18 protein-coding genes and 2 pseudogenes are annotated in these 21603 nt (G+C 61.6%); 15 read left to right on the plus strand and 5 right to left on the minus strand.

What is annotated here, in order from left to right; all coding sequences use genetic code 11:
- Positions 1 to 51 precede the first annotated feature (51 nt).
- Positions 52 to 1059, minus strand: coding sequence for a protease SohB (gene sohB / locus GWQ27_RS00320; RefSeq protein WP_275906400.1), 1008 nt, complete (start codon positions 1057 to 1059; stop codon positions 52 to 54).
- A gap of 222 nt (positions 1060 to 1281) precedes the next feature.
- On the opposite strand from sohB, the gene GWQ27_RS00325 reads away from it, so the two are divergent.
- Positions 1282 to 2037, plus strand: a complete 756-nt coding sequence (locus GWQ27_RS00325) for a YciK family oxidoreductase (RefSeq protein ID WP_275906401.1) — start codon at positions 1282 to 1284, stop codon at positions 2035 to 2037.
- Between the two features lie 109 nt (positions 2038 to 2146).
- Positions 2147 to 3031, plus strand: coding sequence for a LysR family transcriptional regulator (locus GWQ27_RS00330; protein WP_005312172.1), 885 nt, complete (start codon positions 2147 to 2149; stop codon positions 3029 to 3031).
- Positions 3032 to 3212: 181 nt separating this feature from the next.
- On the opposite strand, the gene GWQ27_RS00335 is transcribed toward GWQ27_RS00330, so the two are convergent.
- Positions 3213 to 4385: an MFS transporter gene (locus GWQ27_RS00335; protein WP_275906402.1), complete on the minus strand. Its 1173-nt coding sequence runs from the start codon at positions 4383 to 4385 to the stop codon at positions 3213 to 3215.
- Positions 4386 to 4546: 161 nt separating this feature from the next.
- Between GWQ27_RS00335 and GWQ27_RS00340 the strand changes: the two genes are divergently transcribed.
- Together GWQ27_RS00340 and GWQ27_RS00345 are read left to right on the plus strand one after the other, a co-directional pair.
- The gene (locus tag GWQ27_RS00340; protein WP_275906403.1) at positions 4547 to 5686 is read left to right on the plus strand and encodes a PatB family C-S lyase; all 1140 of its coding nucleotides are present in this window, start codon (positions 4547 to 4549) and stop codon (positions 5684 to 5686) included.
- Positions 5687 to 5869: 183 nt separating this feature from the next.
- Entirely contained in the window at positions 5870 to 7234 is a 1365-nt protein-coding gene (locus tag GWQ27_RS00345) for a TAXI family TRAP transporter solute-binding subunit (RefSeq protein ID WP_275906404.1), read from the plus strand.
- 199 nt (positions 7235 to 7433) lie between these two features.
- Here the strand turns inward: GWQ27_RS00345 and GWQ27_RS00350 are convergent, their stop codons facing one another.
- Positions 7434 to 8354, minus strand: a complete 921-nt coding sequence (locus tag GWQ27_RS00350; protein WP_058393458.1) for a LysR family transcriptional regulator — start codon at positions 8352 to 8354, stop codon at positions 7434 to 7436.
- 181 nt (positions 8355 to 8535) lie between these two features.
- Between GWQ27_RS00350 and GWQ27_RS00355 the strand changes: the two genes are divergently transcribed.
- The 4 genes from GWQ27_RS00355 to GWQ27_RS00370 all read left to right on the plus strand — a co-directional run bounded on the left by GWQ27_RS00355 (position 8536) and on the right by GWQ27_RS00370 (position 13950).
- Positions 8536 to 9792, plus strand: coding sequence for an adenylosuccinate synthetase (locus GWQ27_RS00355; protein WP_021139077.1), 1257 nt, complete (start codon positions 8536 to 8538; stop codon positions 9790 to 9792).
- A 269-nt stretch (positions 9793 to 10061) separates the two neighbouring features.
- The gene (locus GWQ27_RS00360; RefSeq protein ID WP_005312147.1) at positions 10062 to 10598 is read left to right on the plus strand and encodes a YbhB/YbcL family Raf kinase inhibitor-like protein; all 537 of its coding nucleotides are present in this window, start codon (positions 10062 to 10064) and stop codon (positions 10596 to 10598) included.
- A gap of 11 nt (positions 10599 to 10609) precedes the next feature.
- Positions 10610 to 11413, plus strand: a complete 804-nt coding sequence (locus GWQ27_RS00365; protein WP_275906405.1) for a helix-turn-helix transcriptional regulator — start codon at positions 10610 to 10612, stop codon at positions 11411 to 11413.
- A 425-nt stretch (positions 11414 to 11838) separates the two neighbouring features.
- Positions 11839 to 13950 carry an alpha-amylase gene (locus GWQ27_RS00370; RefSeq protein ID WP_275906406.1) on the plus strand — a complete coding sequence of 704 codons (2112 nt, stop codon included), beginning with the start codon at positions 11839 to 11841 and terminating at the stop codon, positions 13948 to 13950.
- 81 nt (positions 13951 to 14031) lie between these two features.
- Here GWQ27_RS00370 and GWQ27_RS00375 read toward each other — a convergent pair whose 3' ends face one another.
- Positions 14032 to 14658: a glutathione S-transferase gene (locus tag GWQ27_RS00375; RefSeq protein WP_021139080.1), complete on the minus strand. Its 627-nt coding sequence runs from the start codon at positions 14656 to 14658 to the stop codon at positions 14032 to 14034.
- 158 nt (positions 14659 to 14816) lie between these two features.
- On the opposite strand from GWQ27_RS00375, the gene GWQ27_RS00380 reads away from it, so the two are divergent.
- From GWQ27_RS00380 to GWQ27_RS00405, 6 genes and pseudogenes are all read left to right on the plus strand, one after another.
- A complete protein-coding gene (locus GWQ27_RS00380; protein WP_059112100.1) occupies positions 14817 to 15461 on the plus strand; it encodes a response regulator transcription factor in 645 nt (214 codons plus the stop codon).
- A gap of 7 nt (positions 15462 to 15468) precedes the next feature.
- Positions 15469 to 15573: pseudogene (locus GWQ27_RS00385) on the plus strand (DNA-binding response regulator); the annotation flags it as partial.
- 7 nt (positions 15574 to 15580) lie between these two features.
- A pseudogene (locus GWQ27_RS00390) lies at positions 15581 to 15685 on the plus strand (DNA-binding response regulator); the annotation flags it as partial.
- Positions 15686 to 15772: 87 nt separating this feature from the next.
- Positions 15773 to 16354 carry a TetR/AcrR family transcriptional regulator gene (locus tag GWQ27_RS00395; RefSeq protein WP_005312128.1) on the plus strand — a complete coding sequence of 194 codons (582 nt, stop codon included), beginning with the start codon at positions 15773 to 15775 and terminating at the stop codon, positions 16352 to 16354.
- A gap of 70 nt (positions 16355 to 16424) precedes the next feature.
- Positions 16425 to 17294, plus strand: coding sequence for an alpha/beta fold hydrolase (locus GWQ27_RS00400; protein ID WP_059112103.1), 870 nt, complete (start codon positions 16425 to 16427; stop codon positions 17292 to 17294).
- A gap of 123 nt (positions 17295 to 17417) precedes the next feature.
- Positions 17418 to 18563, plus strand: a complete 1146-nt coding sequence (locus GWQ27_RS00405; protein ID WP_021139084.1) for a patatin-like phospholipase family protein — start codon at positions 17418 to 17420, stop codon at positions 18561 to 18563.
- A gap of 31 nt (positions 18564 to 18594) precedes the next feature.
- Here GWQ27_RS00405 and GWQ27_RS00410 read toward each other — a convergent pair whose 3' ends face one another.
- Entirely contained in the window at positions 18595 to 20547 is a 1953-nt protein-coding gene (locus GWQ27_RS00410; RefSeq protein ID WP_275906407.1) for a monovalent cation:proton antiporter family protein, read from the minus strand.
- A gap of 119 nt (positions 20548 to 20666) precedes the next feature.
- On the opposite strand from GWQ27_RS00410, the gene GWQ27_RS00415 reads away from it, so the two are divergent.
- The gene (locus GWQ27_RS00415) at positions 20667 to 21569 is read left to right on the plus strand and encodes a GGDEF domain-containing protein (RefSeq protein WP_034282344.1); all 903 of its coding nucleotides are present in this window, start codon (positions 20667 to 20669) and stop codon (positions 21567 to 21569) included.
- Positions 21570 to 21603: the final 34 nt, after the last annotated feature.

Consider the following 21603-nt stretch of genomic DNA (forward strand, 5'->3'; position numbering starts at 1 on the left):
AGCAGCACATGAGCCTTGATCACGACCTCGCAGTAAGATCGGAACAGGTTCTCAGCGCCAGGGGCTCTGCTGCCACAGGCGACCCAAGCTCGACTCCAGCGCCATGGCCGCCTGCTGGCCCAGCTTCTGGGTCAGGCTCTTTGGCTTGCGATAGCTGATGCCGACCACCTTGTGGTGGCTGGCTTGGGCCAGCAGGTAGTCGTCGCTGGTGCAGAGGGTATCCACCAGCCCCAGCCCCTTGGCCTGGCTCGCCAGCCAGTGTTCCCCCGTGGTGACACTGTCTATGTCGAGGTGGGGTCTGTGCTCGGCCACGAACGCCTTGAACCGCTCGTGGATGGCGCCCAGCTCCTCACGAAACTTTTCCCGCCCCAGATCGTCGTTCTCACCGAACATGGTGATGGTGCGCTTGTACTGGCCAGCGGTGTGCATCTCGAATTCGATGTCGTGCTTTTTCAAGAGCTTGTTGAAGTTCGGCAACTGGGCAATCACACCGATGGAGCCGACGATGGCAAAGGGCGCAGCCAGGATCTGATCCGCCACGCAGGCCATCATGTAGCCGCCGCTCGCCGCCACCTTGTCGATGGCTACGGTGAGCTTGATGCCCTTGTCCCGCAGTCGCTGCAGCTGGGAAGCCGCCAGGCCATAGCCATGGACCACACCGCCGCCGGACTCAAGACGCAGCAACACCTCGTCACCGGACTGGGCAACCCCTATCACGGCGCTCACCTCTTCTCGCAGGGAAGCCACCTCTTTGGCATCCATGCTGCCGTTGAAATCGAGCACAAACAGGCGGCTGCGTTCGTCTTCCGTCTTGGCGCGCGCCTTGTGTTCGGCCTTGCGCGCCTTCTCCAACTGCTTGCGCTCGGTCTTGCCGGCCAGCGCCGCCTGCAACTGATAACGCCCCTGCTCCAGCTCGCTGGAGAGATCGGTCACCACCAGCTCACCCTTGCGGGATTTCGGCTGACGGCTGCTGATCACCATCAGGATGACGGCAGCTATGGCCAGCAGTAAGGTGAGGGTCTTGGCCAGGAACAGGCCATACTCGGTCAAAAATGCCACTTGATACTCCATAGTGAGTCAGTTTTTTCACATTCTAGGGAGTTTGCAGGGCTCGCGCAAAAACTCTGCGACAGTGGCTCAAAAAACAGACTCGACAATCACAACCCCTCTATTTTCTTCACATTTTTGCCGTCTCATACTGGTCAAATGCCGTGCGGGATCAGTACACTTGCCCCTCTATTGCCGCGCGCATCTGCCACGAATTTGTTAACAGGAGTTGTCATGCTCGATTATCAGGCACCCAGGGATCTGCTCAAGGACAAGGTCATTCTGGTCACAGGTGCCGGTGACGGCATAGGCCGCGAAGCGGCTATCACCTATGCAGCCCACGGCGCGACCGTGATCCTGCTCGGCCGCACCAGTGCCAAACTCGAGGCTGTTTATGACCAGATTGAGGCCGCCGGTTATCCCCTTCCCGCCATAGTGCCGGTGGACCTGAAAGGAGCAACCGCCGCTCACTATCGCGGCATGGCCGAGACCTTCGCCCAGCAGTTTGGTCGCCTCGACGGCGTGCTGTTCAACGCGGGCCTGCTCGGCACCCTTTCTCCCTTCGAGCATATTCAGGAGAAGGAGTGGGACGAGGTGATGCAGGTCAACGTGAAATCTGAATTCCTGCTGACCCAGGCGCTGCTGCCGCTGATCCGCCAGACCGCCAAGGAGCATGGTGAGGCCTCCATTGTCTACACCTCCTCCAGCGTGGGGCGCAAAGGCCGCGCCTACTGGGGCACCTACGCCATCTCCAAGTTCGCCATCGAAGGCATGATGGAAGTGCTGGCCGACGAACTGGAAAACACGGCTGTGCGAGTCAACACCCTCAACCCGGGCGGTACCCGCACCAAGATGCGTGCCAGCGCCTTCCCGGCGGAAGATCCCCTGCTGCTCAAGACGCCGGCCGACCTGATGCCGCTCTATCTCTACCTGATGGGACAGGACAGCCGTGGCAAAACCGGTCAGACCTTTGTGGCCCAGCCCAAATAAATCAACAAAATAACCGGAACCCTGCACCGCATGGGGTTAAATTCAATAGGGTGTCGTCGGCACCCTGTCGAAGGCCTTTATCAGATCCGATCCCTTATCAGGTTGAGATATGTTTCGTCCCAAGAGCACGTTTGAGCAATGGCGGATCTTTCAGGCCGTGGTGGACTGCGGCGGTTATGCCCAGGCCGCCGAGGCGCTGAACAAGAGCCAATCCTCTCTCAATCATGCGGTGGCCAAGCTGCAGCAGAGTCTGGGAGTGCCCCTGCTGGAAGTGAGGGGGCGCAAGGCGGTATTGACGCCGGCAGGGGAGATCTTCCTCAAGCGGGCCCGTCAGCTCAGCCAGCAGGTGGAAGAGCTGGAAAATCTGGCCAACAACCTGGAGCGGCAGTGGGAGCCGCAGATCAATCTCTATGTTTCCGTGCTGCAACCGCGGGAGCGTCTCTATCGGGCACTGGCCAACTTCTATCCCCGCAGCCGGGGCTGCCGCGTCAATCTGCACGAACGCATTCACTGCCACTTCAATGCATTGCAGGTAGGGGATCTCATGCTGTCCGAACACCTGCCCCAGGATCGCACCGGCCTGCCGCTGGACGAAGTATGCCTGCTGCCGCTCTGCTCGGCCGAACATCCCCTCGCCGCCCTGACGGGGGCCGTCTCGACCGAGGAACTCGCCAGCCACAACCAGATAAGCTTGCATCCCCCCATCCACCGCTCGGTGGACTGGAACGATGCGGACGACACCGGCTGGAAGGCGACCCACTATCACGAAGCCATCGCCATGCTCAAACTCGGCCTTGGCTATGCCTGGTTGCCCCGCCATCTGGTGCAGGAGGAGCTGGGCAGCGGCGCCCTGGTGCCACTGGATCTGGAGAGCGGCAACGAGCGCCATCTCTATACCTATCTGCTCACCCCGTCAGCCGATACCCTGGGTCCGGCCACCGAACTGCTGCTGCGCTGTCTGCGCAACGAATATCAGACCGATAACGACAAGTAACCTCGGTCAGCGACAGCGATACTGATATCTCAGCTCACGCCATCAACGGCCGATACCCTGGGCCCTGCTACCGAACTGCTGCTGCGCTGCCTGCGTAACGAATATCAGACCGATAACGACAAATAAGCCCAAGCCGTCAGGCTGCCTGCGCCACCCATCGCCAACCGGTCACAGACCCGCCTTACACATTGGGTACCCGCCAGCAGGCGGCCAGTGCCGCCATCGCCAGTGCGGTCGCCACCATGAAGACACCATGAAAGCTCCAGATCTCGGCCACGGTTCCCGCTATGGCCCCCGCCATGATGGAACCGGTGCGGATGCTGTTGGCAAACAGGGTAGTCGCCACCCCGGCGCGCCCCGGCATCAGATCCTGGAAGTAGGACATGCCGATCCCCGCGACTATACCGATGAAGATGGCGTTGAGCAGTTGCAGCGCTATGAGGGCAGGCTGGCTCGACAGGGTGACCAGCCCCACGTAGAAACCGACCCCGGCCAGCACGGCCACCAGCATCATGGGACGCTTGCCAAAGCGCTGGGTGTAGTAGCCTGCCAGCAACATGAAGGGAATTTCCAGGGCCGCAGCCGTGCCCATCAGCACACCGGCCAGCTTCTCCTCCAGCCCCAGCTCGCGGGTGATATAGAGCGGCATGTTGATGAGATACATGCTGTTGCAGGTCCACATCAGGGTGGAGGCGATAAACAGTGCCCGCACCGACGGGTCCCGCCAGCTGCTGACCCGTTCCACCTCGTTATTTTGCGTGGGCAACGGCAGGGAGGGCAGCCAGCGCCACACCACCAGCGCGCAGACAAGGTAGGCAAGGGCGGAGGCGAGATACATCACCTCGAAGCCATAGCCGATGGCCAGCGCGAAGGCGATGGGGGGACCAATCACCCAGGCCAGGGAAAACTGGGCCCGCAGCACTGAGCTGAACATATCCGCCCGCTTGTTGCGGCTGTCGGCATATTCACGGGCCAGGGCAAACAGCTGGGGGCTGGCAGTGGCCGCCAGACTGGCCAGCACAACCCCCAGGCTCACCAGCAGCCAGTAGTTGCGATTCCAGGCGAACAGCAGGGAGAGCACCACACCCGCGAAGCAGCAGCGCAGGATCAGCTGCTTGCGATCCCCCTTGCTGTCGGAGCGATGGCCGAGCCACTGGCTGATGAGGATGCCGACCACAGCGTTGACGGTGTAAAAGAGCCCGACCAGCAAGGGGCGCACCTGCACCTCTTCGGCTAGAAACAGGCTCAAGGTCGGTACCTGGAGCGCGACTGCAACCCCGGTCATAAAGGTCACGGCCAGAAAAGAGAGGGAGACGGGATCACGCCTCTGCAGGGCTGTGGTCAGCAAGCTCATAGGATTACCACTGGATTGGGGGATAAAAACTGGCCAAAATTCGGCAAGTGCATGAAATAGCGCCGCTTATTTTATGTCATTATCAAGAGTTACCTCAAGGCTTGCGACCCCGCGCCCGACCCCGTACATTGAAAGCCCACTGGCCAGTATAAGGATTTCACATGTTTGATTTTGACCGGGAAATAGATCGTCGCGACACCATGAGCCTGAAATGGGACAAGTACAAAGGCGAGGACGTGCTGCCCATGTGGGTTGCCGACACCGACTTTGTCTCGCCGCCCGCCGTCGTCGAGGCCCTCACCAAACGGGTCGCCCACGGTATCTTCGGTTACTCGCGCCCCTCTGCCCGGCTGATCGAACTCATCATGGCGCGTCTGGCCAGCCGCTACGGCTGGACCATACAGCCAGAGTGGCTCATCTTCCTGCCCGGCGTGGTACCGGGTCTGAACCTGGCGTGCAAGGCCTGGAGCCAGCAAGGCCGCGGTATCATCACCCCCAAACCGGTCTACTACCCCTTCCTGCAAGCCCCCGGTTTCAACGACCGTCCCCTGCTCACAGTCCCCATGGTGGAAGAGGCAGGTCGCTGGGTGCTGGATCTGGAAGCGCTGGAGCGTCAGGCCCCGTTTGGTGATCTGCTGCTGCTGTGCAACCCGCACAACCCGGGTGGGACAGTGTTTACCCGCGAGGAGCTCGAAGCCATCGATGCCATCGCCGAGCGCCACAATCTGGTGGTCTGCTCGGACGAGATCCATTGCGACCTGCTGCTGGACAAAAATGCCCGCCACATCCCCTATGGCGCCATCAGCCCACAAGCGGCCGATCGCTGCGCCGTCATGATGGCACCGAGCAAGACCTTCAATATTGCGGGTCTGTGCTGCGCCTTCGCCGTGGTGCCCAACGCCCGCCTGCGCCTCAAGCTGCAACAGGCAATGCGCGGCATCAGCGCCGACGTCAATCTGCTGGGCTTTGTCGCGGCCGAAGCAGCCTATGAAGGGGGCGACCCCTGGCTTTCCGAACAACTCGACTATCTGGCTGCCAATCTGGCGCTGATCGAGCAGGCGGTCGCCCGCTGGCCTGGCGTCACGCTGGCGCACCATCAGGCGACCTACCTCGCCTGGATCGATGTCAGTGCGCTCGGGCTCGACGACCCCATCGCCTTCTTCGAACAGGCGGGAGTGGGACTCTCCCCCGGCGCCCAGTTCGGCAATGGCCAGTTCGTGCGGCTCAACTTCGGTTGCACCAGGGCACGGCTGACCGAGGCACTGGCTCGCATGGAGAAAGCGATCCAGACTCGCATCTGACGGCAATAGCGTATATTTTTGCAGCTGCATGTCGGCGGCAACCAACTACGCTTGAGCACAGTCGTTGCGGGCCACAATGGCTGACTCCCTTGTGATTGTGGCCCGCCGCTGAATAGACAACATGAGACGTCATACGGGATGGGCCAGGCCCATCCCTTTTATCAGCCATTTATCCGGTTCACTATGTACCCAAGCCCCTTGCACCACCTGCCTGCCCTGCTACGAATCACACTGCCCTGGCTGGCTGCGGCACTGGCACTGCCCCTGCACGCCACCACGCCCACCAATCTCACCATTGGCACAGGGGCGCTCAACGGCGTCTACTATCCGACCGGAGGCGCCATCTGCCGCTTGCTGAACGAAGAGAGTGCCAGCAAGGGGCTGCACTGTTCGGTGCAGAGCACCTCAGGTTCGCTGGCCAACTTGAAGGAGCTGGGCCAGGGCAAAATCCAGCTGGCACTGGTGCAGTCGGATGTGGTTCATCATGCCGCCAAAGGCACGGGCCCCTTCGTTGGCCAGCCGCCCAACGACCGGCTTCGCAGCCTGTTCAGGCTCCATCAGGAGTCGCTGACCCTGCTTGCCAGCGCCACCAGCAGCATCACTACCCTGGCTGACATCGAAGGCAAGCGGGTCGATCTGGGCAACCCGGGCTCGGGGGAGCGCGTCACCAGTCAGGCTCTGCTCGATGCCATGGGTTGGCAGGCAAGCAGCTTTGCCCCCGTCATCCCGGCCGCAGTCAACAGTCGGCTGGAAGGGCTCTGCGATGGCACTCTGGACGCCGCTTTCGTGGTGGCGGGCCACCCCAATCAGGGCATAGGGGACCTGACCGGTCGCTGCAAGGCGCGTATCATTCCTATCGAAGGAGAGCAGATCGACCGCCTGCTCAAGCACCACCCTTACTATCAGCACAGCCGGATCGGCGCCAACCTCTATCCCGGACAGCCCACCAGCGTCAGTACCTTCGCCGTTACCGCCGAGTTGATCACACTAGACAGCCTGCCCGAAGCCGAGGTGCGCACAGTGCGAGATGTGCTGACCGCGCGGCTCAAGCAATTTACCCGATTGCACCCGGCACTGACGCCCCTCACCCAGGACTCCATGCTGGCCGCGGCAGACGTACCGCGCCATCCGGGCATGGAAGACGCCGCCCTGCCACTGCCGTCACTGACACCTGAATCCCTCACTGCCTCTACGACAGAAGTGTCGGCGGCAACTCCCGCAATGGAAGCGGCCTCGGCTGCGCACGCCAGCAGCGAGGTGACCGCCCCCCCGGCGGGCACATCCGCCCCGGTGGCAACCCAGCCCGTTGCCGTGCAGCCCACCTCGACCGCCATGGCGACTCAACCCGGGGTGGCCGCTCCCCCGTCGGCGGCAACGACAACGCAAGCAACCGTGACTATGCCCGCCTCGGCGGCAGTCTCTCCTGCAGCGGTTGCCACTGGGACGACAAGCGACACAAAAGGGGGATCGCCAAGCGCGACCAGTGCAACGAACGACGCGAGCCAGCCCTTGCCCGCCGCGCCCTCGGCGAGCATCCCCGCCCAGTGATCCCGGGATACCCAAGGCAAAGAGGCCACCCATTCGGGTGGCCTCTTTTTTTGTATCGTTTTATATCCCTTGGCCCGGCACACACAGCGGGAATGAAGGCGATAGATATACCGTTTATTTCAGCCGTCAAACCTTGCCTGTTGTCGGTTGTGATCGCGGCCGGACAAGCGACAACGCCCCCGGCTTATCCGAAACCGGTTCAGCGCTCAGCCGTGGGCTGCGGTGGATGGTAGGCATCCGGCCTCTGTATCTCCTCCTCCACCCAGTGCAGCAGCTGCTTGATGGCCCGTGACAACACCTGGTTCTGACGCACCACGTACCCTAAGCTGGTGCCGGGAAAGTCGGTCAATCTGGTCACGGGGGCGGTGAGCTTGAGGCGCGGATGGAGCGAGAAGTCCGGCACTATGGCCACCCCGAATCCCGCCTCGGCCCAGTCGAGCTGGGCATCCACGCTGCCCACTTCCATGATGCGACAAGTAGGCAAACCGAGCAGAGGCAAGGAAGGGTCTATCAGCGCCCGGGTGCGGGTATCGTGACCGAGCAGGATCAGGGTCGGCTCATCGAGGGGATCGCTCTCTCCTGCCTTCGCCCGCGCTTGCCAGCGGGCCAAGCCGTGTCCCAGCGCGCACCAGGTCACTTGCTGCAACTCTGTGTAGAACAGAGGTTCGCTGCGCTTTTGCGCCATCACGAAGCCAAGGTCCGCCTTGCCAGCCTTGACCAGCTCGGCCGCCTGATCCGACGTGGTATTGAACAAGGTGAGGTCGATGCCGGGAAACTCCTGCTTGAAACGCTGGAACGGCTGGATCAGCAGCAAGCGGGAGATGATGTCGCTGGCGGCGATGGCAAGCGTGCCCTGACTCAGCTGATTGAGGGCATTGAGGTCGGATTGGCACAGCAGCAACTCATTGATGGCGCGCTCGGCACTTTGCAACAGGCGCTCCCCCGCCTGGGTCAGCCGGAACGGGCTGCGTTCAATCAGCTTGACCCGGGTAGCCTGCTCCAGATTTTTGAGGTGCAGGCTGACATTGGGCTGGGTCATGTGCAGTTCGGTGGCGGTGTGGCCGAAGTGCTGCAACCGTGCCAGGGTGACGAAGGTTTGCAGCCAGTGAATATCCAGCATGGGGATCCTTTTGTTTTCCACCTATGCGCACCTTATGCCGGCCAGTGCAGCAGCACAGGTGTCTTGCCGATAACGCTGTTGTAATTATATGGTTCTCTTATCGGAATTATAAAGATAATTAATTTTTCTAATCCGCCTTAGCCTCCTAGGATGAACGCCTAACGTCTTAGGAGAAAGAGTCATGTCGTCTATCGTAGTCGTAGGTGCTAACTGGGGTGATGAAGGCAAAGGCCGCATCGTCGATTATCTGGCAGGTCAATCCGCCGCCAGCATCCGTTTTCAGGGCGGCAACAACGCCGGCCACACCGTCGTCAACGACCTGGGCACCTTCAAGCTGCACCAGTTGCCGAGCGGCGTATTCAACCCGGAGTGCCTGGTTGTCCTCGGCCCTGGCATGGTCATCAGCCCGGAGCCATTGACCCGCGAGCTGGCTGAAGTGAAAGCCGCCGGCGTGACCCCTAAACTGGCCATCTCTGATCGCGCTACCTTCTGCCTGCCGATCCATGCGCTGGAAGATACCCTGGAAGAAGTCCGTCTGGGTGATGGCGCCTATGGCTCCACCCGTCAGGGCATTGCACCGGCTTACGGTGATCGGGTCATGAAAAAAGCGATCCTGGTCGGCTGGCTGAAACAGCCTGAAGTACTGGTCGAGCGCATCCAGTTCTTCCTCGACTGGAAACTGCCGCAGCTCAAAGCCCTCTACCCGAGCTTCGAGTTCAGCCAGACCGCCCAGGAAATGGCCGACTGGCTGCTGGAAGTGTCCGCACCCTGGATCGACGCCGTCTGCAACGTCAGCGAGCCGCTCAAGGCCATCCAGGCCCAGAATGGCACCCTGCTGTTCGAAGCCCAGCTTGGCGCCGGCCGTGACCTCATCTACGGCGAATACCCCTGGGTGACCTCTTCCCACGTTTCCGGCGCTTACGCCGGCATCGGTGGCGGCCTGCCAGCCCTGCGCCCCGAGCGCGTGATTGCCGTGGCCAAGGCGTTCAGTACCTCTGTCGGTACCGGCACCCTGATCACCGCCATGGAGAACCAGGAAGAGTTCCGCAAGTTCGCCAACGAGTTCGGTGCCACCACTGGCCGTCCCCGTGACATCGGCTACTTCGACGCCGTTGCTACCAAGCAGGGTCTGGAGATCCAGGCCGCCAACGAGATCGCCCTGACCAAGCTGGACTGCCTCTCCGGCATGCCGGATCTGAAGATCTGCGTGGCCTACGAAGGTGCCAACACCGAGAACCCGATCTGGCCACAGACCGCCGGTCTGAAGCCGGTGTACGAGTCCATGGAAGCCTGGAGCGAAGACATCTCCCACATCCGCAAGTTTGAAGACTTGCCCAAGGCTGCCCAGCACTATGTGCTGCGTATCGAAGCCCTGCTGGGTGTGCCGGTTCCCATGGTCTCCGTCGGCCCGGGCCGCGAGCAGATGATACTGCGCTAAGCCGCCTGCTCTGCTGTCAGCACAATGTCAAAACCGGCCTCCATGAGGCCGGTTTTTTATGGCCGCCACACCACCAGCCGTCTTCTCCCTTGCCGTCTCACCCCACCTTACCAATCTTTTACCTTCCAGATGCAGACCTGCTCACAATCAGCCACCTGAAACCTGATATTGAGCCTTGATGTTGCACCAGGCTGACCCTCCTTCGCTAGACTGATCCCCTCATCAGGATCCCCCCATGGAGATCCCTTAATCCATAAAGGAGCACCACAATGAAATTACCCCTGCGTTCCGCCCTGCTCTCCCTGCTGTGCGTGGCGGCCCTGCCCGCCTCTGCCATGACCTTGAAGAGCACGGACATCCAGGAAGGTCAGCTGATGGACAAGGCGTTCAGCTTCAACGGCTTCGGTTGCAAGGGGGAGAACCGCTCGCCCCAGCTGAGCTGGCAGGACCTGCCGGCCGGCACCAGAAGCGTCGCCATCACGGCCTATGATCCCGATGCCCCCACCGGCAGCGGCTGGTGGCACTGGCTGGTGGTGAACCTGCCCGCCAATCAGAGCGAGCTGGCCAGCAACGCCTCCGGTAAGCTCAAGCAGGGGCTGGAGCTCGGAACCGACTTCGGCAGCCAGGGCTACGGCGGCCCCTGCCCCCCCGCCGGGCATGGCATGCACCGCTACCAGTTCACCGCCTGGGCTTTGCCTCAGGATCTCGAGGTGAAGGCAGATACCCCGCCCGCCATGGTAGGCTACATGCTCAATGCCATGGCGCTGGGCAAGGCCACCCTGACCGCCACCTTCGTCACCCCCTAGGAGCCCGCTGGATGAGCACTCCCTTGCTGCAACTGAATCACTATTTCGGGATCCGCGAGCAGCCCCTGCACAGGGTGCTCATCTATGCGCCGACCCTCATCTGGGTACAGCAGGGCCACAAGCAGCTGTGGTGGCAGGACAGGCGCCTGTCGTTTGACAAGGGGAGCTGGCTGCTGATCCCGGCAGGCCACCAGCTCACCTTCATCAATCAGCCCGAGCAGGGCAAGTTCAGCTCCCATGCCCTGACCCTGCTGGCCCCTCCCCCCGCCGAATGGCTGAACAGCGCCCCACCCACCCTGCAGAGGGAGCCGCGCCTTGAGGTGAACCCGGCGCTGGCGTTCTGCTTCGAGCTGGTCTGCTCCATGGCCAGCCGCACGCTGAGCCAGGCCACCCAGACCCAGCTGCTGCACGGCTTCTATGCCGAGCTGCACGCCGCCCATGCACTCGACCTGCTGTTTCCCGCCAGCACAATGACACTCGGGGAGCGGCTGGCCCGCTACCTCGGGGTGGAGCCAGGCGCCGACCATACACTCGAGACCATAGCCCCCCACTTCGCCATGAGCCGCGCCTCCCTGGTGCGCAAGCTGGCCGCCGAGGGGCGCAGCTTTCGCCAGCTGCTGACCCAGGTGCGCATGAGCCACGCCCTCACCCTGCTGCAACAAGCCCTCACTCCGCTGGAGGTGGCCCTCGCCTGCGGTTATGACTCTCCCAGCCGTTTCGCCGCCCGCTTCAAGCAAGAATTCGGCCTGACCCCATATCAATATCTGCGCACCTGTCCCTCTGTTAACGCACAGCGCATGGTGAATAGTGACTAAGACAGCCTCTGGCATATCGCGCAAAGTGGTCACATCCGCCAACTGTGACTGACCCGTACTGTAATACCCGCTGACCGATACAGTTAGCGGGGTCCGCCGCGTCGGGTTAGAGCCGTGCCATTTTTCCGGGAAAAGAAGCGGGCCCAGTACAAGCACCGAAGCTATGCCTTGGGGTTGCTCAGTCGTGAGCAAATGCCCTGTGAATGTCGCGACTCGGGCGGCGGCTTCTTGACGTCAGGGCGGCCTTCTCTGGACAAGCGCGATCGGATGCTTGCCGTCATCACACTTTACCTGGCTTGAAAACGTAACCATTTGAACTGAGTTCACAGATCGGCGTTTTACCTGTCCAAGCCCGCCACTATGCCACCTAGAATGAGCCCCATTGACGGAATCTGGTCCGGTTACCCTTGCTCAAGGAATGGCTTATGCGTCGCTCTCCTCGCTTCTCTCCCCTCTGGCTCGCCCTGCTGGCTGGCCCCCTGTGTTCAGGCCTGGTGCTGGCCTCCCCCGAGGTGCATCTCTATGTGGATGGCAAACCTGTGGCCGAGGCGCTGACGCTGGACAAGGGCACCGTCAGCCTGACCCACAAGCTGGATAAGGGCAGCCACCAGATCCGCATCGGCGATGCCGGCAACAGTTGCGGCACCAGCTTCGGGCCACCTGAGGCCAGGCCGCTCCCCTTCGGCACAGCCCAACCCATGGACAAATGCGCCAAAGGGACAAGTTTCACCCTGAGGGTGATGCTGGCCGGGGACTACGAGTTTACCTTCAACCCCGATACCCCCAGCCTCAAGGTGCTGAGGGCGACCAGGAAGAGCGAGTTCAAGCGCCAGCCCCCGGCAGAGCCCTGTATCGCCTGGGATGGCGGCCCTGTGACGGTGTCACTGAAGGGAGTCTGGCCTGACGGCACCCGGCTGCGGGATGCCTACTCAAAACAGGAGGCCGTGGTCAAACAGGGCAAGCTGACCCTGACCCCGAGCAAGGAGAGCGGCGGCCTGCTGCTGCTTGAACCGGTCAAGGCAGCCAAGCAAGCACCTTTCAGCTGGGATCAGGCGAGCGTCTATTTCTTGCTGACCGATCGCTTCCACAACGGCGATCCCGCCAACGATCACAGCTTCGGCCGCCAGAAGGATGGTCAGGACGAGGTGGCAACCTGGCATGGCGGCGACTTCAAGGGGCTGACCGAGAAGCTCGACTACATCAAGAGCCTCGGCATGAACGCCATCTGGATCACTCCCATGGTGGAGCAGGTACACGGCTTCATCGGCGGCGGCGAGCAGGGCAACTTCCCCTTCTACGCCTACCACGGCTACTGGGCACTGGATTTCACCAAGATCGATCCCAACTATGGCGACGAGGAGAGCCTGAAGACCCTGGCGGACGAGGCCCACAAGCGTGGCATGCGGATCATCCTCGATGTGGTGATGAACCACGCCGGTTACGCCACCCTGGCCGACCTGCAGGATCTGGGGCTCACCGATCTGACCCAGAACACCGGCAAACTGCCGGCCCGCTGGAACGAATGGCGTCCGAGTGGCGGCCTCAACTGGCATGGCTACAACCAGTTTATCGACTACCAATCACCAGACTGGAACAAGTGGTGGGGCCCTGACTGGGTACGCGCCGGCCTGCCCGGCTACCCGCAACCGGGCACCGACGACGTCACCGGTTCGGTGGCGGGGCTGCCGGACTTCCTGACCGAATCGACCAAACCGGTAGGTCTGCCACCGCTGCTGGCCGCGAAGAAGGACACCAGAGCCAAGGCGCTGCCCAATGCCACTGTGAGCGACTACCTCATTGCCTGGCACACCGACTGGGTGCGCCGCTTCGGCATCGACGGCTTTCGCGCCGACACCGTCAAGCACCTGGAGCCCGCAGTGTGGGCCAAGCTCAAACAGGCGGGCACGGCGGCGCTCAAGGAGTGGAAGGACGCCAATCCAAGCAAGGCGCTCGACGATCTGCCCTTCTACATGGTGGGCGAAGTGTGGGATCACGGGGTCACCAAGGATTTCTGGTATCAGAACGGTTTCGATTCCCTGATCAACTTCGACTATCAGCGCGAGTTCGCCCTGCCCCAGGCCCAGTGCATGGCGGGCAGCGATCCCACCTATGCCAGCTACGCCAGCCGCATCAATCAGGATCCCGAGTTCAACGTGCTGAGCTACATCAGCTCCCACGACACCAAGCTGTTCTTTGGCGACTATCAGGATGTGCCGCTGCAACGCAGAGTCGCCAACAGCTTCATGCTGCTACCGGGGGGCATCCAGCTCTACTACGGCGACGAGTCCGGCCGGGGTCTGGCCAAGGATGGCGGCGTGTTCGATCAGAGTGTTCGCTCGGACATGAACTGGCAGGAAATCGGGAGCGGCGAGAAGGCCGAGCTGGTCAAGCACTGGCAGCGACTCGGCCAGTTCCGCGCCGCCCATCCGGCCATAGCCGCTGGCAGCCACAAGAAGCTGTCGGATGCTCCCTACAGCTTCGTGCGGGAGAAGGGGGAGGACAAGGTGGTGGTGGTGTTTGCCGGTCGGCAGCCGTAGACAGTCCCACCCATCAGCAGAGAGGGGAGCCAATGGCTCCCCTCTTCAATGTCAGTCACCGACCCGTTCAACAGGGCAGTCTTACGCCGGCTGACGGGCAGCCACAGGCCACTGCAACCGTACCTTGACCAGCAGAGCCTGCCACAAAGGCCAGGCCAGCAAGGCCTGCTGATAGACACCGGCCTGACCGGGCAACTGGATGCCATAGCTGGCAAGCCGATAGGCCATCACCCCATAGAAGGCATCTATAATGCCCTCTTCACCGAAATAAAATGGTCCCCTCGCCTGGGACCAGATGGTCTGCAGGCGAGCCAGCTCGCCGATGGCCTCCACCGGTGGCTCGCTGCGGGTCGGCGCCCCCAGAAAGAAGGGAAGCTGACTGCGGATCTGGCCAAAGCCCGAGTGCATTTCCGCGCACAGACTGCGGGCCAGCGCCCGCTCGGCCCGGGAAGCGGGATAGAGCTGGCGGTCTGGGCAGAGCTCGTACAGGTATTCGGCAATGGCCAGCGAGTCGTGTACCCGCACGCCATCGTGATCCAGCCAGGGCACCAGGCCGGCAGGCGCCAACCGCTTGAGCCGCGCCAGCGCCTTGGCATCTTCCAGATCAAACACCTGCTCCTGCCACTCCTGCCCGCTCATGGCGAGCACCAGTGCCGCCCGCATTGCCCAGGTGGAGCCCGTGCCCACCGTCAATACCAAGGATCCCATCTCTTGCCTCCTGCATGGGTTGCTCGTGACCATCCCATCTGCCCCAATGGCACGACATCCGACGGTCGCTTCACATTTGCACGCCTGCGGGTTTGACCCCCCAAGGGAGCGATGCTAGTTTGATTTTCCAAAACAATCAGTTAGCAACAATGTGAGCAATGGACAGCCAATTTACCATCGTCATCGCAGATGACCACCCCCTGTTTCGGGGCGCCCTCTATCAAGCTGTGCACATGGCCATCAAGGATGCCCAGCTGCTGGAGGCCGACTCCATCAACAGCCTGACCAGCCTGCTGGGGGAACACCCTGAGGTAGACCTGTTGCTGCTCGATCTCAAGATGCCCGGTGCCAACGGCTTCTCCGGCCTCGCCCACCTGCGCGGCCAGTATCCCGACCTGCCCATTGTCGTGGTCTCCGCCTCGGAAGATGCCGCCATCATCCAGCAGGTACTGCGGCTCGGCGCGCTGGGTTTCATCCCCAAGTCGGTCCCCATGAAAGAGCTGGTCAACGCCCTCAATACGGTGATCGGGGGAGATAACTGGGTGCCAGCCGGCATATCCCTGCATCCCGAATCCGAAGACGGCCCCGATTTCGCCAGCAAGCTCGCCAGCCTCACTCCACAGCAGTACAAGGTGCTGGTAATGCTGCGCGACGGCAGCCTGAACAAGCAGATCGCCTGGGAGCTCAATGTCTCCGAAGCCACCATCAAGGCCCATATCACGGCTGTTTTTCGCAAACTCGGCGTCAAGAACCGCACCCAGGCGGTCATCGCCTTGCAGCAGATGGATATCAAGGACGACTGACCCCCTTGCCACCATCAAGGTCCATATCACTCCCGCCTTTCGCAAGCCCAGCGTCAAGACCCGCTCCCAGACGGTCATTGCCTTGCAGCAGATGGATATCAAGGACGACTGACCCCCTTGCCACCATCAAGGCCCATATCACTCCCGCCTTTCGCAAGCCCGGCGTCAAGAACCGCACCCAGGCGGTCATCGCCTTGCAGCAGATGGATATCAAGGAAGATTGAGTCTGACCTGTGGCCTCTCCTGCCAGTTTCTCCCTCGACAATTAGCACGATCGTACTTTATGCTGCAGGGCCAACGAGGAGAGTGTGATGAGCAAGGGCCGCCTGACCCGCGACAACATTTTGCAGACTGCCTTTGAGCAGGCGAGCCAGCAAGGGCTGGAGAGCCTGACCATAGGCTCGCTGGCCTGTGCGTGTGAGATGTCCAAGAGCGGTCTCTTTGCCCACTTTCAATCCCGTGACAACCTGCAGATCGCCGTGCTGGAACACGCTGCCGAAGTGTTCCGGGAGCGGGTGATCCAGCCCGTGCGCCAGCAACAACACCAGAGCCAGCGCGAAAAACTTGTCGCCCTGCTCCAGGCCTGGTTGGCCTGGAATCAGTGTTTCGCCGGTCGCTGCATGTTCCTCGATGCCTGGACCTCGGCCCAGGAGGGTGACGTGCAACAGGCGGCGCGCCAGCTGGTGCGCTTCTGGCTCGACTACCTGGCCCGCCAGGTGGTGCAGGGTCAGGCGCAGGGGGAGTGGCGCCAGGATCTGGAACCCTGGCGCGCCGTCTATCGGCTATACGGCCTCTATCTGGCAGATCAGGTGTTCAATGCGCTGGACTTGTGTCAGGATCCCGCTCGCCACTTCTGGCCCGAAGTGGATGATCTGCTGACCAGCTGGCAATGATTTCTCGAATGACTTTTTAAAAAACCACAAAAAAGCACGACCGTTCGCACACAAAACAGACAGGACCATCATGAGCAGCAAGATCTACTTCAACACCCGCCGCTTCAGCCCGAGCAAATGGCTGCTGGGGCTTGGCACCCGGTTGCATCACAGACTCGCCCCCGCTCACGCCAGGCGTACCGCCAGCAAGCTGCTGCTCACCCCCCAGCGCAATCAGCGGGATGAGGCGGCGCCTGCGGGCCTGGTGAAGCAAGCCGTGCACACCAGCGAAGGGATATTGATGAGCTATCGGCTCGGCCAGGGGCCGGTCTGGCTGTTGATGCATGGCTGGTCAGGCAGTGCCAGCCAGTTTTATCCGCTGATGAGCCATATCGCCGCCCAGGGCTTCACCGCCATCGCCTATGACCATCCGGCCCATGGCCATAGCGCCGGTCATACCGGTCACCTGCCCCGCTTCGTGCGCGCCTTTGACGAGCTGGTGGCCGAACAGGTCGCCAAATTCGGTCCACTCAGTGGCGTCATCGCCCACAGTATGGGAGGTGCCGTCACCCTCTCCAGTCGCCAACAAGCCCTCGACCAGTTGCCGCTGCTGCTTGTTTCGCCCGTGCTCGACTATGTGCCCCAGCTCTACGGCATGGTGGCCCGCTCCGGCTATTCCATCCGCCTGTTCGATGCGGTAGTGAAAGAGATTGAGCAGGAGTACCAGCATCCCCTCAGCACGGTCGACCCGCTGGGGCGTCTCGCCAGCCGCAGCGGCGCCGCCATCATAGTGCACGACGAGGAAGACAGGTTTGCCCCCTACGGCGACTCCCAACGAGCAACCCTGGATGGCCGTACCCGACTGGTCAGTACCCGTGGATTGGGTCACGGCCGAATCCTTGCCAGTGCCCCCCTCTTTGCCGCCTTCGATAGCCTGGCAGGCTCCCATTCACCGGCATAACCACCGTTGAAACCAGCCTGCTGAAAAAATGGTGCGCAGACCTGTTTTTATATTCGATACAGCGCCTTATAGTTAAATTGCTCGGTGGCAACACCTTCAGTGGCAACCATAAGGCGCAGTATCATGGCCAGACCCAACACAGCTCTTCTCTTGACCGGTGGCGGTGCTCGCGCGGCCTATCAGGTCGGTGCCCTCAAGGCCATCGCCGAGTTTTATCCCCGCAATCTCGGCATTCCATTTCCCATATTGTGCGGCACCTCGGCCGGTGCCATCAATGTCACGGCGCTGGCCTGCTATGCCTCCTGTTTCCACCTGGGGGTACGCAAGCTGGAGTGGGTCTGGCGCCGCTTCGAAACCCACCATATCTTCGACTTTCACCCCGGCAGATTGCTGTGGCGGCTGTTGTATGAAGGCTCGGCCGGGCTTATCAATCCTCACACCAATCACGCCTTTCACCTGTTTGACAACGCCCCCCTGCGCCGCCTGCTGGATCAGCTCATCGACTATCACCGCATCGACGACAACATCCTCTATGGCAGCCTGGAGGCACTGGCCATCACAGCGTCGGACTATGATGACGGCCTCTCAACCACCTTTTTTCAGGGACGGGCCGACCATCTGCCGTGGGAGCGAGCCAGACGGCGTGGGGTGCGCACCCTGCTCACCTCGGATCACCTGCTGGCCTCCTCGGCGTTGCCGTTTGTCTTTCCGGCGACCCATATTGGCGACAAGTTTTACGGCGATGGTTCCATTCACCAGTTGAGCCCATTAAGCCCAGCCATCCATCTGGGGGCGGAGCGGATCCTGCTGATTGCGCTGGATCCACCTGCCCACTCGGCCCCCACCTTTCGCCATGGCCACCTGACCAGCTCCAACATCGCGAGTCACCTGCTCGATACCGTCTTTACCGATACCCTGAATTCGGATCTGGAGCGGCTATGGCGTATCAATCAGACCCTGGATCTCATACCCGAGCGGGAGCGCAGACGCCTGAAACTCAAACGGGTGGAGACCTGCGTGCTGAAACCGAGCCAGGATCTCGACACCATAGCGCTGGCCTATCTGCGCAAGCTGCCTGTACACCTGCGCCGCCTCTTGCGGGTGCTGGGAGTGTCGGGGGACGAGACCAGCAGCCTGGCCAGCTTTCTGATGTTCTATCCCGGCTACTGCCAGCAACTGATCAAGCTGGGTTACAGGGACACCCTCAACGAGCGGGCGCGGGTCGAACAATTTCTGGGGATTGAAGACGTGATGCGGGAAGAGGCGTAAATCAGCTGGTCGGCCTTGTGCAGCGCAAGGCCTAACGCCCCTCCAGCAACTTTTGTTCCGCCTGCTCCATCGCTACCGCATTGCCAAACAGCACCAGCCTGTCCCCTGCCGCCAGCCGCAATTCGGGCCTGGGCTCCAGGCTCTGTTCACCGCGTTGCACCTCTTTTATTCGCACAGCGTCAAGCGCCAGCGCCTGGACCGTCTGCCCCACGGCCCAGGCCTGATCGTGCAGCAGCACGGGATGCAGACGCTCGAGCAACTGATCCGTCTCCAGATTGCTGGCACTCTGGTCCCCCCAGTAGAAGCCGTGCAAAAAGCGATACTGGCTGCTGCGTTCCAGCTCCATGCGCCGGATCACCCGGCCGATAGGGATGTCGCAATTGAGCAACAGATGAGAGACCAGCATCAGGGCCCCTTCCTGGGATTCCGGGATCACCTCATGCGCCCCTGCCTGCTTGAAGGCCTCCAGAAAGCTGTCGTCCCGGGTCCGTACCAGTACCCTGACCTGCCCCGCCAGCTCCTTTATCAGCGCCAGCATGGCCTCGACCCGCTTGCGATCGTCGAAGGTGATGATCACCAGGCGAGCCCGCAGCAGACCGGCGGCCAGCAGGATATCGCGCCGGCTGGCATCGCCAAATGCCACCTGCTCCCCCGCCGTTTTGGCTTCGCCCACCCGCTCGGGATCGAGATCCAGCGCGAGGAAGGGAATGTCTTCCAGCTTGAGAAAACGGGCGCATGTCTGCCCGGCACGGCCAAAACCGGCGATGATGACGTGTTGATGTTTGCTCAGCCCCGACTGCGCCACCTCGGAGCGGGTAAGCAGGGCCGAGTCGGTGAGCGAGCGCGCCAGACCGTGCGCCTTTTGCACCAGCCAGGGGGTCATGGCGATGGAGATCACCCCTATGCCGATGAGCAGGGAGACCAGCTGATGGTCGAGCAGCGCGTGGTGGTTGGCCAGCGCCAGCAACACGAAGCCAAATTCGCCGACCTGGCTCAGCATGATCCCCGCCGCCATGGCATCCCGCTTGCGCTCTCCCATCAGGCGACCCGCCAGCAGTACCAGCAGGGACTTGATCAAGATGAGGCCAAATACGCAGAGGATCACCTGCCACCAGGCCAGCGCCACCAGTTGCCAATCCATGGTCATGCCGATGGTGATGAAGAAGAGTCCCATCAACACATCCCGAAACGGCCTTATGTCCACCTCCAGCTGATGGCGATAGTGGGACTCGCCCAGCATCATGCCCGCCAGGAAAGCCCCAAGTGCCATCGACAACCCCAGCGAATGGGTCATGAAAGCCGCCAGCAAGGCCACCAGCAGGGCACTGAGCACGAAAAGTTCATCGGAGCGGGCCCGCGCCACCTCGTGAAACAGCAGAGGCAGCAGCCACTTGCCGACGGCAAGCAGACTGAACAGGGCAAACAAGCCTTTGAGGGTGGCCCAGGCGATCTCCGCCAGCAGGGCACTGCCCTGGATCTCGGGTCTGGCCAGTATGGGGATCATCACCAGCAGCGGCACCACCGCCAGATCCTGAAACAGCAGCACGCTGACCCCAAGTTGAGCGCGGCGGGTATGCAGCTGTTTTTGCTCTCCCAACTGCTTGATCACTACGGCGGTGGAAGAGAGCGCCAGAGTGCCCGACACCACCAGCGCCTGGGGCAGGCTCAGCCCCCACCACCAGCCAAGCCAGAAGAACAGCAGGGAGGTGAACAGCACCTGCAGACCACCGATCCCCACGACCAGCATCCGCATGGCGATCAGACGCGGCAACGAGAACTCCAGCCCCAGTGAGAACATCAGAAAGACGATGCCAAGCTCGGCGATGGTCTGCATGTTCGCCTGCTCGGAGAGAACGGCGGCGCCATGGGGACCCAGCAGTACACCGGCGACCAGGTAAGCGAGGATCACCGGCTGGCCGAGGCGCCGGAAAATCGCCACCAGCAAGACGGCGGCAAACAGCAGGATCAACACATCTGCGTACAAATTTTTCCTCCCTTTTTATCCACTTAAGCCTAGTCAGCCGCCCTTGCTCACATTGAACATATTTTAGGCACAGGGATTGCAGGGAAGTGGCAGGTAGTAGGACGTATGAGGGCTATACCGTGGAAAACACATCGTCATTGAATGGTTTGGGGCATGGCATCGAGTTGTGGGTTCGGCAGATGGAGCGGCTCACGCCGCTAGCAAGTCAGGATCGCAACCAGTTGCTCGAGCTGTTGCTGGCACAGTCGGATCTCGACAGCCTGCTGGCAACCTTTGCCGATCGTGCGGCAAGAGTTGTCCGTATACATAGCCTCTATTTCGACAACCCCCAGCCACAGAGGCTGATCCAGCAGCCGCCCCAGGCCAGCCTGACGCTCCACAGCTACCCGTTTGAACTGCGCGGCCAGCACGGTCAGCTGTTCGGCCAGTTGCACTACACCCTGGAACACATACTGAGCGGCAGCCAGCAGCGGATCCTGCAGCAGTACCATCAGCTGCTCTGCCAGCCGCTGCCACTCTACCTGCGGCTGGCGCAGCTGGAGCAGCAAGTACGGCTCGATCACCTGACTGGGCTCGGCAACCGCTCCTATTTCGACGAGGCCATAGGTCGCGCCGTGGAGCAACACAGCCGGGAATCCCACGGTCTGGTGCTGGTGCTGCTGGATCTCGATCACTTCAAGCAGATCAACGATACCTGGGGTCACCCGGTCGGCGATCTGGTGTTGAGCCGCTTTGCCCATCTGCTCCAGAGCTGCATCCGCAGCACGGATCAGGCCTTTCGCCTCGGTGGCGACGAGTTTGCCCTCTTGCTGCAACCCGCCGAACCCGAGGCCTGGCGCCCGGTCTGGCTGCGGCTGCAACACATGCTGCTGACCCACAAGGAACTCAGCACCTTCTCGGTCGGTTGCAGTCTGGGGGCGGCCAGCTGGCAATCAGGGGTCGCAGTCCAGAGCCTGTATGAGGCGGCCGATGCTCACCTCTATGCCCGCAAGAAAGCCGGTAAAGCGGGTCTGCTGGACTGAGCACCACAGCGCCAGGATCGTAAAAAGGCCCGCC

Source organism: Aeromonas sp. 5HA1, assembly GCF_029237245.1.
Lineage (GTDB): Bacteria > Pseudomonadota > Gammaproteobacteria > Enterobacterales > Aeromonadaceae > Aeromonas > Aeromonas salmonicida.